This is a genomic window from Rhodococcus sp. IEGM 1379, from assembly GCF_030056815.1.
Taxonomy (GTDB): Bacteria; Actinomycetota; Actinomycetes; order Mycobacteriales; family Mycobacteriaceae; genus Rhodococcus_F.
On sequence record NZ_JASHKR010000001.1, the window covers coordinates 35,954 to 50,128 of the forward strand.

The following is a 14,175-nucleotide window of genomic DNA, read 5'->3' on the forward strand; positions in this document are numbered from 1 at the left end:
TTGCTCACGTGGCCACCCTATGCCGGTTGTGTCCGTTGTCGACTCGTGATCTCACTGCTCGTCAACTACACGGGTGAAGCGGGCATTCTGGTTGTACTGTCGAAGTGTGCAGAGACGAATCATGGGTATTGAGACGGAATTCGGCGTTACCTGCACCTTTCACGGGCACAGGCGACTGAGCCCCGACGAGGTTGCCCGGTACCTCTTCCGTCGAGTGGTGTCCTGGGGCCGAAGTTCCAACGTCTTTCTCCGCAACGGAGCCCGGCTGTATCTCGATGTGGGTTCGCACCCCGAGTACGCGACGGCCGAGTGCGACAGCCTCATCCAGTTGGTCAATCATGACCGTGCGGGTGAGCGTGTGCTCGAAGAGTTGCTCATCGACGCGGAAGAGCGACTGGCCGAGGAGGGGATAGGCGGCGATATCTACCTCTTCAAGAACAACACCGATTCAGCCGGGAACTCGTACGGTTGCCACGAAAATTTCCTTGTCGCGAGAGCCGGCGAGTTTTCGCGGATCTCCGACGTCCTGCTTCCTTTCCTCGTGACGCGACAACTCATTTGCGGCGCCGGAAAGGTCCTGCAAACACCCAAGGCCGCCACTTTCTGTCTTTCTCAGCGCGCCGAGCACATCTGGGAAGGTGTCTCGTCGGCAACGACGCGTTCACGCCCGATCATCAATACTCGCGACGAACCGCATGCCGACGCCGAGAAATACCGTCGCCTGCACGTCATCGTCGGTGATTCCAACATGGCCGAGACCAGCACGATGCTGAAGGTCGGTTCAGCCGCGCTGGTTCTCGAGATGATCGAGGCCGGAGTTTCGTTCCGGGACTTTGCCCTCGATAACCCGATTCGCGCCATCCGCGAGGTCAGCCACGACGTCACCGGCAAACGTCCCGTCCGATTGGCCGGCGGACGCCAGGCGAGTGCTCTCGACATCCAGCGTGAGTACCACTCCAAGGCCGTCGAGCACCTCCGTAATCGTGAACTTGATCCGCAGGTCGAGCAGGTCGTCGATCTGTGGGGCCGGATGCTCGACGCCGTCGAAGCGCAGGATTTCGCCAAGGTCGACACAGAGGTCGACTGGGTGATCAAGCGCAAACTGTTCCAGCGCTACCAAGATCGTCACGGGTTCGAGCTGTCGGATCCGAAGATCGCTCAACTCGATCTGGCTTATCACGACATCAAACGTGGCCGGGGCGTCTTCGACGTTCTGCAGCGCAAGGGTTTGGTCAAGCGGGTCACGGAGGACGAAACCATCGACGAGGCCGTCGACAACCCCCCTCAGACGACACGCGCGAAACTTCGCGGCGATTTCATCACCGCGGCGCAGGCCGCGGGGCGAGACTTCACAGTCGACTGGGTACATCTCAAGCTCAATGATCAAGCTCAGCGGACCGTACTCTGCAAGGACCCGTTCCGTTCCGTCGACGAGAGAGTGGAGCGGCTCATCGCGTCGATGTAGCGCTTGGGCGCACCCGCTACCGGCGAGCCACTAGGATTTCGGCGTGGCGACATCGAAGATCGAGCGGTTGATGAACCTGGTGATTGCTTTGCTGTCCACCAGGCAGTTCCTCACCGCGGAGAAAATCCGTGACTCGGTGGCGGGCTACAACGATTCCGCCAACTACGAAGCGTTCAGTCGGATGTTCGAGCGTGACAAGAATGAGCTTCGTGACCTGGGTGTTCCGTTGGAAACCGGTCCGGCTGGACGGTTTTCGACGGTTGAGGGCTATCGCATCAACAGGAATGCCTATGAGCTTCCGGATGTAGATCTGACCAGTGAAGAGTCTGCGGCGGTCGCTGTGGCAGTGCAGTTGTGGGAATCTCCGGAGTTGATTGCTGCCGCGCAGAGTGCGCTGCTCAAACTTCGGGCGGCCGGTGTGCAGGTTGACGGCGAGGTTTCCGCCGCCCCGGTCACGGCTATCCCGGCCCGCACCCGAGGTTCCGAACCCGCATTGGGCAAGCTGCTCGCAGCAGTCGATGCCGGGCGCGCAGTTCATTTCCAGCACCGAGGCGCGCTTAACGAACCGTTCACCGAACGCACTGTCGAACCATGGGGCGTCGTCACCCACAACGGCAAGTGGTACCTGGTCGGACATGACGTCGATCGTGACGCCGTTCGAACATTTCGGCTTTCACGCATCGGCGACGACGTTCGTGAATTCGGTCCGGCCGGTGCGGTTCACAAACCTGAGGGACTCGATCTCCGGGAAGTAGTGGACCGCGTAACGGGTTCAGGCGTTGTCACCGGTACAGCAACGGTGTGGGTGGCGGCGAACCGTGCCCACGAATTGCGCAGGCTTGCATCGTCATCGGCGGATCGGATGTTGACCGAACGTGAAGGCGCCGTGTTGTCGATCCCCGTCCGGTCGTGGGAATGGACGGCCCGTTTGATTGCCGGCCACGGCGTCGACGCACTCGTTCTGGATCCGCCGGATCTTCGCGCCGATGTGATCGCGAAACTTCACGGCGCGGCTTCGCTGTCGGCAAGTGTCGAGTCGAAGGGAAACAATCGATGAGTAATCGTCTGTCGTCGAGGCTGGCGCGCTTGCTGAACCTCGTTCCTTACTTCATCGCGAATCCGGGTATCAGCGCTGCCGAGGCCGCCGAGGAACTCGGTGTCAGTACGACGCAGTTGATGAACGATCTCAATCAACTCTGGGTGTGCGGTCTGCCCGGGTACGGGCCGGGCGATCTCATCGATCTGTCGTTCTCCGAGGAAAGTATCGAAGTCACGTTCTCTGCGGGTATCGACCGTCCACTGCGGCTGACGTCGACCGAGGCCACTGCCTTGCTGATTGCCTTGCGCTCGTTGGTCGAGATGCCAGGGATGGTGGATCCGTCGGCTGCGCAGCGGGCGATTGCCAAGATCGAGGATGCAGCAGGTTCTGCTGCGGTGCAGGCAACTGGTCGTGGCAGCGAATCCGAACCGGACGTCGACGTCGCCGAGGCTCCGGTCACGGCAACAGTGCGGGCGGCATTGGCGGATCGACATGCGCTGAAGCTGACGTACTACTCGGCGTCGAGGGACGCAGTCTCGGAGCGAGTCGTGGATCCCGTCCGTATCGTGTTGGTCGACAATTTCAGTTATCTGCAGGCGTGGTGCCGGCAGGCCGAGGGGGTTAGGCTGTTTCGATTCGATCGCATCGACGACGCGGTCGAACTCGACGAAGTGTCGAACCCGCCGCCGCATGCGCTGGCTGACGATTCCAGCTTGGAGCTGTTCAGTGGCGACGGTTCGCTACCGGAAGCTCGGTTGTTCGTGGCCCAGAACTGCGTGTGGATGCTCGACTACTACCCGATGGACGTTCAGAAAGTGAACGACGATGGCAGCGTCGAGGCCGGAATGAGTTTCGGGACACTCGAATGGATGGCGCGGTTGGTGATGGGATTCGGGGAAGGCGTTCGAGTCCTCGGCCCGCCGGAACTGGTCGTGGAGGTCCATAACCGGGCAATCGCGGCGCTCGATGCCTACGACACGATCGGCTCGTAGCGCGCCTTCACAAGTTGCGTACAGGAAACAAACAGGTAAAAGGTAGCCGCAGTCGGGCACTTACGCATCCGGACGCCGGTTGTGTCCGGTAGCATCGAAGAATCTGATCATGGGAGGTCGTTATGGGTGCAATGCAGCCGATGCATTGGCTGATTGTCGCTGTTGTCGTCGTTATTCTGTTCGGGTCGAAGAAACTTCCCGACGCAGCTCGAGGACTCGGCCGTTCACTGCGCATATTCAAGAGTGAAGTGAAGGAAATGCAGAACGACGATGTAGCGACCACCGCTGCACCCGTCGTTGCTCCGGCTCCGGCTCAGCTTCCGACGGCAACTGTCGCGACAAACGGTGCGGCTGCGCCTATCGCTCAGCCGACTGAAATCAAGTCGCTCTAGTACACGCTGCGTTCTAACCGGGGTGAGAATTTTGTTCACCCCGGTTGTTTGCTGACCAAGACCAGGACGCCCAGAGCAGGATGCACCAGTGCGTATTCCGTTAGACCCGCGTAACCGCCAGCGGAAGGTCAATCCCGACGGCACGATGTCGCTGATCGACCACCTGTATGAACTGCGGACTCGATTATTGTTCGCATTTCTCGGCGTGATCATCACGACAGCATTCGGATTTTACTGGTACTCGCATACATTGCTCGGGCTCGAGAGCCTGGGCAACTTGCTCACCGGCCCCTACTGTTCGCTTCCTGTCGAGAGTCGCGCAAGCCTCACCTCGGATGACGCTTGCCGCCTACTCGCGACGGGTCCGTTCGAGCAGTTCATGCTGCGTTTCAAGGTGGCGCTCACCGCCGGCATCGTTCTGGCCAGCCCCATTTGGCTCTACCAATTGTGGGCGTTCATCACGCCGGGTTTGTATTCGAAGGAACGTCGATACGCAGTAGCGTTCGTCTCCGCCGGTGCCGGTCTGTTCATGCTCGGCGCTGTACTCGCGTACATGGTGGTTGCGAAGGCACTGCACTTCCTCCTGACTATCGGTGACAACGTCCAGATCACCGCATTGAGTGGTTCCGAGTACTTCGGGTTCATCATCAACTTGCTGTTGATCTTCGGCGTGAGCTTCGAGATTCCACTTCTTGTCGTCGTACTGAACTTTGCGGGCATTCTCACCTACGCGCGCTTGAGGGCCTGGCGTCGAGGCTTGATCTTCGGTCTGTTCGTGTTTGCCGCCATTGCAACTCCGGGTTCGGACCCGTTCTCGATGCTCGCTCTCGCGCTCTCGCTTACCTTGTTGTTCGAGTTCGCAGTTCAGATCGCGAGGATCAACGACCGCCGTAAGGCCAAGAAGGCCGGCGAGGATTGGGGCGCACTTTCGGACGAGGAAGCGTCGTCCATTTCTGCGCCTTCAGATTTGAACGCGGCATTCGACCAACCGGCAAAGCCGAAAGCTGAATCGAGCGGTCTGTTCGGACGCAAGTCGAAGGCAAAGGCAGCGGCAACCAGCGAGCCCAAGTCCGGCGAGGGAGAGAACACAGCCGGACAGGACTTCACCGACACGTTGTGAGCCATGTGCCCGACACGTTGTGAGCCCTGTGACGCTGTGAGTTTCGTGTCGCCCACGTGTGAAACGCTGACGGGGTGGTTATGAGCAATAGTGAACAGAGTTCCGACGTGGAACTCAGCAAGTTCGTCTCGGGGTTGAAGTTCGAACTCGATCCCTTCCAGGTCAAGGCCTGCCGGGCTCTCGAGGACGGTCATGGAGTACTGGTGTGCGCGCCTACGGGCGCGGGCAAGACGGTGGTCGGTGAGTTCGCCGTCCACTTGGCGCTGGCTGCTGGGCGGAAGTGTTTCTACACCACGCCCATCAAAGCGCTCAGCAATCAGAAGTACTCCGAGCTGGTCGAGCGGTACGGATCCAGCGAAGTCGGGTTGCTGACCGGAGACTCCAGCATCAACTCCGACGCTCCCGTCGTTGTCATGACCACCGAAGTGCTCCGCAACATGCTGTACGCCAATTCCGAAGCACTGCGCGGGCTCTCTCACGTCGTCATGGACGAGGTTCACTACCTCGCTGATCGGTTCCGCGGCGCGGTGTGGGAAGAAGTGATCCTGCACCTCTCCGAGGACGTGCGCTTGGTGAGTTTGTCCGCGACGGTCAGCAACGCCGAAGAATTCGGTGCGTGGATGGAAACCGTTCGTGGTGACACCACAGTGGTAGTCGACGAAACGCGCCCGATTCCGCTGTGGCAGCACATCATGGTCGGCCGTCGCATCTTCGACCTCTTCGACAGCCGCAGCCTTCCGTCTGCCGGTCCCAAGACATTTGTCGTCGATCAGGATTTGGTTCGGCACGTCAAGGAACGTCAGGCCCTCGATCGGGTAGAGAGCTGGCAGCCGCGCGGACGCGGTCGCAGCCGCTACCAGAGTGCCAACGATTTCCGTCCGCTCCCACGGCCCGACGTGATCGCACAACTCGACCGGGACGGGTTACTGCCGGCGATCACCTTCATCTTTTCTCGCGCCGGCTGCGACGCCGCGCTTGCACAATGCGTGCGCTCACGCCTGGATCTGACGACGCCCGAGCAGGTACGTGAGATCGACGCGATCATCGAGAAGCACACCGGCGAACTTCCCAAGGACGACTTGGAAGTGCTCGGCTATTGGGAGTGGCGCAAAGCGCTGCAGCGTGGATTGGCTGCCCACCATGCCGGAATGTTGCCGGCCTTCCGGCAGACCGTCGAGGAACTTTTTGTGAAGGGTCTTGTGCGAGCGGTGTTCGCGACCGAGACGTTGGCGCTTGGTATCAACATGCCGGCCCGAACGGTCGTGCTCGAACGTCTGGTCAAATACAACGGCGAAACGCATGCCGAACTCACCCCGGGTGAGTACACGCAGCTCACCGGCCGTGCGGGCCGTCGAGGGATCGATGTCGAAGGCCACGCAGTTGTTCTGTGGCAGCCCGGCGTCGAGCCGCTCGATGTCGCCGGTTTGGCGTCGACACGAACCTTCCCGTTGCGCAGTTCGTTCAAGCCGTCCTACAACATGTCGATCAATCTTGTCGATCGGATGGGGGCCGAGGAGTCTCGCACGCTGCTCGAGAGATCATTCGCGCAGTTCCAGGCAGACCGCTCGGTGGTCGGCCTGGTTCGAGGTATCGAACGCAACGAAGAGGCGCTGAAAGCGTTGCAGGAGAAGCTGGGCGGAGTCGACGGCGAGTACTACGAGTACGCGTCGCTGCGCGAGCGACTGAGTGCGCGTGAACGCAAGCTCGAGCGTGAAAGCCGCGAAGACCGTCGAGACAGCGCCGTCGAATCATTACGCACGCTGCGCCGGGGAAATGTGATTGCGATTCCGATCGGCCGACATTCCGGTACTGCCGTGGTGTTGGTACCCGACAATGATCCCAAGGATCCGCGGCCGCTGGTTCTGACCGAGGATCAGTGGGCCGGCAAGCTTTCTGCGGCAGATTTTCCGGAGGCGGCAGAAGTTCTCGGCGAAATGCGATTGCCGAAGTTGGTAGATCACCACACCGCACGCGTTCGACGCGATCTGGCGTCGTCGCTACGGAGTACCGGAATCACCGCGCCGCGGCGCAAGAAGCGGCACAAAGGCGGCGCTTCCGAGGACGCCGAGGTGGCGTCACTGCGGCGCGCGATTCGTGTACACCCGTGCCACAGTTGGCCGGACCGCGATCACCTCGGGCGAATCGGTGAGAAGTACAACCGCTTGGCACGCGAAACTCAGACGATGCGGGAGAAGGCGAAGGCCACCACCAATTCGCTGGCGCGAACTTTCGACCGCATTGTTTCTCTCCTGAAGGAACGCGGATACATGACCGCGGAATCGGCTCCCGAAGTTACGGAAGCCGGTCGACGGTTGAGCAGAATCTACTGCGAAAGCGACCTCCTTGTGGCCGAGGCATTGCGCACGGGCATCTGGAAGGGGCTGACACCGGCAGAACTCGCCGGAGTCGTATCCTCGGTCATCTTCGAGTCACGACGCGAGGGTGACACCGCGGATCGGGTACCGAGCCAAGCGATTCGCCTCGCGCTCAACGACACACAGCGGCTATGGAGTGAATTGCGCTCCGACGAAATACGTCACAAACTGCCGCCGACGCGAGAGCCCGATCTGGGTTTCGTGACAGCTGTTTACCATTGGGCAAGCGATCACTCACTGGTCGAGGCACTGATCGCGACAGGTATGCAGGGTCGGGCGCTCTCGGCGGGTGATTTTGTACGCTGGTGCCGTCAGGTCATCGATCTACTGGACCAGGTGCGTCTGACATCGACGGATCCCGACGTCGCGAAGACTGCAGCCAAAGCGGTCGGAGCGATTCGCCGCGGGGTAGTTGCCGTCGACGCAGCTTGATCGCGGACTGTGTGGTTGGATTCGCAGGAGTGGCGTGTGCGCGGTAACTGAAGGCAGAAGCTTTCGAGCGTGACTGACAGATTTCGAGTGGAGGCGAAGATGAGCGGGCCTTACGGACCGAACGATCCGAATCGGCAGTGGGGTCCCGGTGAACAGCCACCTCAGCAGCAGTGGGGACAGCCGATGCCGCCGCAGGGGGGACAGCCACAGGGGCAGCCCGCGTGGGGTCAGCCTGGATACGGACAGCCCGGCCAACCGCAGGGGCAGCCACAAGGCCAGCCTTATGGTCATCCGCAACCGTGGGGTCAACCTCAGCAGCCGGGACAGGCGCAGCCTGGCCAGTGGGGTCAGCCGCCGGCAGGAGACCAGACTCAGGTCTGGGGTCAGCAGCCTGCCCCGCAGCAGCAACAGGCGTGGGGCGCCCAACCCGGCGGACCAGTGCCCGGCGCACCGGTGCAGTGGAACCAAGGACCACCGCCCCAGGGCGCAAAGTCGAAGAAGCCACTGATCTTTGCCGCGATCGGTGTACTCGTCGTCCTGGCTGGTGTCGTGATCGGCCTTTTCGTGATGATGGGCAAGAACACGCTGGATCAGAACGCTGCTGCCAAGGGTGTCGAGCAAATCGTCACCGAGTCATACGGGGCCAAGGGCGTCAGCAACGTTTCATGCCCATCCGGTCAGGAAATCAAGTCCGGTGGGAAGTTCACCTGCACGCTCTCGATCTCGGGAGAGAAGAAGTCCGTGACGGTGACGTTTGTCGACGACAAGGGCACGTACGAAGTTTCTCGCCCCAACTGATCAGTTGGATCGGTTTGCCGCTGCAGCCTCGAGCGCAGCGGCAAGCCGGCCGGCAGAGCGTTCGATTCCCAGTGCAGCGGCCACAGTCTCGAATCGTGCCGGGTCCACCGGCGCTGCGGGGAGTGCATCTGATTTCGAGAACTGCACGTCCGCGTCCCGGACCACTCGCACTACCGGCAATGCGGCGTCAAGGTACGCCTTCGCTTCCGGTGACGTAAGTTTCGCGCGAATACCTTTCGCCATATCCGATGCGGGATCATCTGCGGCCGTACGTATTTCGGCGAGCGAACCGTATCGGAGCATGAGCGTCGACGCAGTTTTTTCGCCGACACCTTTGATACCGGGTAGGCCGTCGGACGAATCTCCGCGCAGCACAGCAAGTTCCGCATACGCCACACCGGCACGGTCACCGGGCACACCGTATTTTTCGGCTACCTCGGCAGGTCCGAACAGTTCTGCCTTGGACAATCCGCGGCCCACGTACAGGACCCGGACGGGTACGTAGTCGTCGCTGACAACTTGGAGTAGATCGCGGTCACCGCTCACGACGATGGTGAGATCGTCGCGTTCGGTGGCGGCAAGAGTGCCCAGGACGTCGTCGGCTTCGAGGCCAATTGCGCCGGCGGTTGCGATACCGGCAGCTGCGAGAACGTCCTTGATCATGTCGACCTGGGGCGTCAGGGTGTCCGGTACTTCCTCGGACGAGCCGTCAGACCCTTCTGCCACCCGGTGCGCCTTGTACGTCGGTATGGCGTCAACGCGAAACTGTGGACGCCAGTCGAGATCGAGGCACACCGCGAGGCGGCTCGGTTGGTGCTTGGTGATCAGTGACGCAACCATGTCGGTGAATCCGCGTACCGCGTTGACCGGCCTGCCTTCGGAATCGACAAACGACTCGGGCAGTGCGTAGAACGCACGAAACCACAGGCTGGCACCGTCAAGGAGAAGCAAAGGCCCACTCATGGTCCACATCTTGCCAGTCGGCACTACTCACCCTGCCTGTCGGCACTAATCTGGACACCATGAACTCTCCCGCTGACCATGGTTCACGTTTCGCTTCTGCCGTCTACAGCTCTCGGATCGCCCGCGCCGCGGAGTTGGCGCGGGGAGCTGGTTTGGATGGTCTGGTGGTGACACCGGGGCCGGACCTGCGGTATCTGACGGGTTCGCGGGCCGATTCCTTCGAGCGACTGACGGCCCTGGTCATTGCTGCGGACGGCGCACAGGCGTCGGTGGTGTTGCCGCGGCTGGAATTGGCGTCGCTCAAGGAATCTGCGGCGGGAGACCTCGGTCTGGATGTCCTGGACTGGGTGGACGGCGTTGATCCGTACGCCATCGTGGCTGGGCTGCTGCCGGCCGGCGCGAAGGTGGCGGTCACCGACGCGATGCCCGCGCTTCACCTCATTCCCCTAGCGGATGCAGTGGGTACGCTGCCGATCCTGGCGACCGCGGTACTGCGGGAACTGCGCATGGTCAAAGACACTGCCGAGATCGATGCATTGCGTCGGGCGGGGCAGGCAATTGATCGTGTGCACGCACGGATGGCGGAGTTCCTGACCGCCGGACGGACGGAAGCGCAAGTGGCTGCGGCGATTTCAGCTGCAATTCTCGAAGAGGGTCATACGGCGGCTGCGTTTGTCATCGTGGGTTCGGGCCCCCATGGCGCCGATCCCCACCATGAGGTGTCGGACCGGGTGATCAAAAATGGCGACGTCGTCGTGATCGACATCGGCGGACCGGTCGAGCCCGGCTACAACTCCGACTCCACCCGTACGTACAGCATGGGGGAGCCTTCCGCGGACGTCGCAGCTCAGTTCGCGGTTCTCGAAGCCGCGCAGCAGGCGGCGGTGGACGCCGTACGCCCGGGTGTCTCTGCAGAGTCTGTCGATGCTGCGGCCCGCGAAGTGCTTGCAGCGCAAGGACTCGCCGAGGTGTTCGTCCACCGCACCGGTCACGGTATCGGCTTGTCGGTGCACGAGGAGCCGTACATCGTCGAGGGCAACAGTATCGAGCTGATCGAAGGTATGGCATTTAGCATTGAACCGGGAATCTACTTCAGCGGAAACTGGGGTGCTCGCATCGAGGACATCGTGGTTGTCACCGCCGACGGTTGTGAATCGTTCAACAACCGTCCGCACGGGTTGACTGTTCTCTGACCTTCCGATCGGGCCGGGCAACGTGTCGAAACGAGTAGGGAACGAGCGGTCGTGAATGCACACAAGTCGTCTTCAGTTGGCTGGATGTGGCTGGCCGTGCGGCGTTGTGTGCAGTCACGAACACCGAAGCTGCGAGAGGAAAGCAGATGACCCACGCCTAACTCGAGGCTCCGATTTTGAATGCTGGTGACCCGAGAATTCGGCTGACCTCGATTTCGATGACCACTCGGGCCGGATTGATTCGCGGCTGTCGGTAGCGCTCGGCGTAACGCGCGACGGCGTCGGCCACAGATTCCGGGTCAGTGAGCACACGCGCCGGGCCTTCCAGCGTGAGCCAGCGTCCGCCGTCGACGGAGCCGATGGCAGCGTAACCGCCCCTGGCTGCGTTGACAGCTTTCTGTGAGCCCCCGCTCGTGATGACCCGCGCTTTTCCTGCTTCCTGATCCCAGGTGAACCCGACTGCAACCACGTGCGGAGTGCCGTTCGGGCGCAGTGTCGTCAGGGTGGCGAGATGGTATTCGCGGACGAAGGCCAAACCGTCTTCGGAGAGCGCGGCCGTCGTGCGGGGGGTGATGGTCATGCCACGACGGTAATCGAGGAGACTAATGCGGTGACTTCGGGTGCAAACAATGAACATGCCGAGACGGTTCTCCTACTGGGAGGGCGCAGTGAGATAGGTCTGGAGATAGCCGTTCGACTGGCGCCTGGTCGGCGGATCGTACTGGCGGCGCGGCGGAGTGGTGAACTTGAACAGCAGAGCAAGATGTTGCGCGGTGCCGGAGCTGCCGCGGTCGGTGTTGTCGAATTCGACGCCGATGCAACTCAGAGTCATGGATCTGTCCTCGAGCAGGTAGTAGCCGCCCACGGACCGATTTCGATCGCTGTACTGGCGTTCGGGATCCTCGGTGATCAGTCTCGCGCCGAAACCGATGCTGCGCACGCCGTCGCAGTTGTTCACACTGACTACGTCGCGCAGGTCAGCATCTTGACTCACCTGGCGGAGTTGATGAAGCGTCAAGGCCGCGGCAAGATCGTGGTCTTCTCGTCGGTGGCGGGCGTTCGGGTGCGGCGCGCAAACTACGTCTACGGTTCAGCCAAAGCGGGTTTGGACGGTTTTGCCAGCGGGCTCGGTGACGCGTTGCACGGCACCGGAGTTCAACTGCTGCTGGTGCGGCCGGGATTCGTGATCGGAAAGATGACGGAGGGCATGACGCCCGCGCCGATGTCGAGCACACCGTCACAGGTTGCCGACGCCGTCGTTCGTGGTTTGAAGTCGGGGGCTACGAGGGTGTGGGTGCCCCGGATCCTGCAGCCTGTGTTCTTCGTGATGCGCCTTCTGCCGCAATCGATCTGGCGGCGGATGCCGCGATGATCGTGCGTGAACCCGTTGCTGTCGTCGGTCTGGGTGCCGATGGCTGGGACGGGTTGTCAGACGCTGCCAAACGTGCGGTTCAGGGAGCGCAGGTGCTGATGGGTTCGCCTCGGCAACTGGAATTGATCCCGCGAATCGACGGCGTATCGGTTGACCGCATCATGTGGCCTACCCCGATGATCCCGGCACTACCAGATTTGTTCGAGGCCAACGCTGATCGGCACGTTTGCGTGCTGGCCAGCGGGGATCCGATGTTCCACGGGATCGGCGTCACGCTGGTGCGTCTGTTGGGTGCAGACAACGTTCGGGTGTTCTCGCACCCGTCGTCGGTTGCATTGGCCAGTGCGCGAATGGGATGGGCGTCGGCGGATGTGGAGTTGGTGAGCCTGGTCAATCGCGTCGCGTCGACGGCGTTGGCGGCCGTCACCGAAGGGGCGCGCCTGTTGATCTTGAGCAACGGCAGCGCCACACCGGGTGAGGTGGCAATACTCTTGACCGAATCCGGTTTCGGCCGATCCGTGCTGACGGTTTTGGGTCACCTGGGCGGACCGAACGAATCGCGGACCGTTGCGCTCGCGCAGGACTGGGATATCGATTCCGCGGATGTTGATGCATTGAATATTGTTGCGGTGGAATGTGTCTCGGACGGTACCCGTCCCCGGCTGACGCGCACCCCCGGACTTCCCGATGCTGCCTTCTCCGGTGACGGTCAGATGACCAAGCAGGAGATTCGCGCTTTGACACTGTGCGCGCTCGCACCGGCTCCCGGCGAGCATTTGTGGGACATCGGCGGCGGCTCCGGAACCATCGCAATCGAATGGATGAGATCTCACCCACGCTGCACGGCAACCACTTTCGAGCGGGTTCCGTCGCGCGTTTCGCAGATCGAGAACAATGCTCAGGCATTGGGTGTCCCGGCTCTCGATGTGCTGGGCACGGCGCCCGCATCATTTGCAGAAGTGCGTCGTAGTCCCGATGCGATTTTCATCGGCGGCGGCGTCACCCAACCGGGAATGCTCGATGCCTGCTGGTCTGCGCTCGACATCGGCAGCAGGCTCGTCGCCAACGCGGTCACTGCGGAATCGGAAGCGCTGCTGCTCGAGTGGTTCACGCGGTACGGCGGAACTTTGCGCAGGCTGCAGGTGCAGCGTGCCGAACCCTTGGGAACATTCAACGTGTGGCGACCTCAACTGCCGGTAGTGCAGTGGTCGGTGACCAAAAAGCTGACGCCCGAAGATGGCGTCGACAAGTCGGAGGAAAACTCGAAATGACCGTCCACTTCATCGGTGCGGGGCCCGGTGCGGCCGATTTGATCACGGTGCGCGCGCAGCGAATCATCGCTTCCAGTCCGGTGTGCCTGTACGCGGGCAGCCTGGTACCGGCAGAACTGCTCGAATCGTGCCCCGCCGACGCGCAGGTTGTCGATACGGCTCGATTGAGCCTCGACCAGATCACGGCACTGCTTATCGCCGCAGATTCCGCTGGGCATGACGTCGCGAGGTTGCATTCCGGCGACCCGTCGATTTTCAGTGCAGTGGCTGAGCAGGCTCGACGCCTCGACGCGGCGGGAGTTCGATACGACATGATTCCCGGTGTTCCCGCATTTACTGCCGCTGCCGCAGCGTTGGGCCGTGAACTGACGGTGCCGGGGGTATCTCAAACAATTGTTCTGACCAGGGTGTCCACCTTGTCGACGGCAATGCCTGACGGTGAGGATCTTCGCTCGCTCGGCCGAAGCGGCGCAACGATGGTGATTCATCTCGGCGCGCACCGGATCGAGCAGATCGCTTCCGAACTTTCCGAGAACTACGGGTCGGACTGCCCTGTGGCTGTGGTTGCATTCGCGTCGCGGCCCGAAGAAATCGTGGTTCGCGGAACATTGGGATCGATCGTGAACCTGGTTCATGAGGTCGGCATCACCAAAACTGCTGTCGTGATCGTGGGCAGGGTACTGACCGCGGAAGGTTTCCCGGACAGCTACCTGTACTCGGCTGCGCGTGAGCGGATTACGCACTGAACGAGCAACGCCGGCGC

The 14,175-nt window shown here is 61.6% G+C and carries 13 protein-coding genes; 11 read left to right on the forward strand and 2 right to left on the reverse strand.

Annotated elements, in window-relative coordinates; translation table 11 throughout:
• Nucleotides 1-106: 106 nt before the first annotated feature.
• The 7 genes from pafA to QM600_RS00210 all read left to right on the forward strand — a co-directional run bounded on the left by pafA (nt 107) and on the right by QM600_RS00210 (nt 8,613).
• On the forward strand, nt 107-1,465 hold the full coding sequence (gene pafA, locus QM600_RS00180; RefSeq protein ID WP_283259466.1) for a Pup--protein ligase: 1,359 nt from the start codon (nt 107-109) through the stop codon (nt 1,463-1,465).
• 43 nt (nt 1,466-1,508) lie between these two features.
• The gene (locus QM600_RS00185; protein ID WP_283259467.1) at nt 1,509-2,522 is read left to right on the forward strand and encodes a helix-turn-helix transcriptional regulator; all 1,014 of its coding nucleotides are present in this window, start codon (nt 1,509-1,511) and stop codon (nt 2,520-2,522) included.
• The gene (locus QM600_RS00190; protein WP_283259468.1) at nt 2,519-3,496 is read left to right on the forward strand and encodes a helix-turn-helix transcriptional regulator; all 978 of its coding nucleotides are present in this window, start codon (nt 2,519-2,521) and stop codon (nt 3,494-3,496) included. Before QM600_RS00185 ends, QM600_RS00190 begins: the two co-directional genes overlap by 4 nt.
• A 122-nt stretch (nt 3,497-3,618) precedes the next feature.
• Nucleotides 3,619-3,888, forward strand: a complete 270-nt coding sequence (tatA, locus tag QM600_RS00195) for a Sec-independent protein translocase subunit TatA (protein WP_283259469.1) — start codon at nt 3,619-3,621, stop codon at nt 3,886-3,888.
• 88 nt (nt 3,889-3,976) lie between these two features.
• Nucleotides 3,977-5,008, forward strand: coding sequence for a twin-arginine translocase subunit TatC (tatC, locus tag QM600_RS00200; RefSeq protein ID WP_283259470.1), 1,032 nt, complete (start codon nt 3,977-3,979; stop codon nt 5,006-5,008).
• Nucleotides 5,009-5,088: 80 nt separating this feature from the next.
• Nucleotides 5,089-7,815, forward strand: coding sequence for a DEAD/DEAH box helicase (locus tag QM600_RS00205; protein ID WP_283259471.1), 2,727 nt, complete (start codon nt 5,089-5,091; stop codon nt 7,813-7,815).
• Between the two features lie 99 nt (nt 7,816-7,914).
• A complete protein-coding gene (locus QM600_RS00210; RefSeq protein ID WP_283259472.1) occupies nt 7,915-8,613 on the forward strand; it encodes a DUF4333 domain-containing protein in 699 nt (232 codons plus the stop codon).
• On the opposite strand, the gene QM600_RS00215 is transcribed toward QM600_RS00210, so the two are convergent.
• Nucleotides 8,614-9,576, reverse strand: coding sequence for a 5'-3' exonuclease (locus tag QM600_RS00215; RefSeq protein ID WP_283259473.1), 963 nt, complete (start codon nt 9,574-9,576; stop codon nt 8,614-8,616).
• A 59-nt stretch (nt 9,577-9,635) separates the two neighbouring features.
• Between QM600_RS00215 and QM600_RS00220 the strand changes: the two genes are divergently transcribed.
• Nucleotides 9,636-10,769 carry a M24 family metallopeptidase gene (locus QM600_RS00220; protein WP_283259474.1) on the forward strand — a complete coding sequence of 378 codons (1,134 nt, stop codon included), beginning with the start codon at nt 9,636-9,638 and terminating at the stop codon, nt 10,767-10,769.
• A gap of 157 nt (nt 10,770-10,926) precedes the next feature.
• Here the strand turns inward: QM600_RS00220 and QM600_RS00225 are convergent, their stop codons facing one another.
• Nucleotides 10,927-11,349, reverse strand: a complete 423-nt coding sequence (locus QM600_RS00225) for a PPOX class F420-dependent oxidoreductase (RefSeq protein ID WP_283259475.1) — start codon at nt 11,347-11,349, stop codon at nt 10,927-10,929.
• A 30-nt stretch (nt 11,350-11,379) separates the two neighbouring features.
• On the opposite strand from QM600_RS00225, the gene dprE2 reads away from it, so the two are divergent.
• From dprE2 to cobM, 3 genes are read left to right on the forward strand one after another with little or no spacing between them, the layout of a single operon-like run.
• Nucleotides 11,380-12,141, forward strand: coding sequence for a decaprenylphospho-beta-D-erythro-pentofuranosid-2-ulose 2-reductase (dprE2, locus tag QM600_RS00230; protein ID WP_283259476.1), 762 nt, complete (start codon nt 11,380-11,382; stop codon nt 12,139-12,141).
• Nucleotides 12,138-13,412, forward strand: coding sequence for a precorrin-6y C5,15-methyltransferase (decarboxylating) subunit CbiE (cbiE, locus tag QM600_RS00235; RefSeq protein ID WP_283259477.1), 1,275 nt, complete (start codon nt 12,138-12,140; stop codon nt 13,410-13,412). Before dprE2 ends, cbiE begins: the two co-directional genes overlap by 4 nt.
• Nucleotides 13,409-14,158 (forward strand): precorrin-4 C(11)-methyltransferase, encoded by a 750-nt coding sequence (cobM, locus tag QM600_RS00240; RefSeq protein WP_283259478.1) that lies wholly within the window; start codon nt 13,409-13,411, stop codon nt 14,156-14,158. Before cbiE ends, cobM begins: the two co-directional genes overlap by 4 nt.
• The last annotated feature ends 17 nt before the right edge of the window (nt 14,159-14,175 follow it).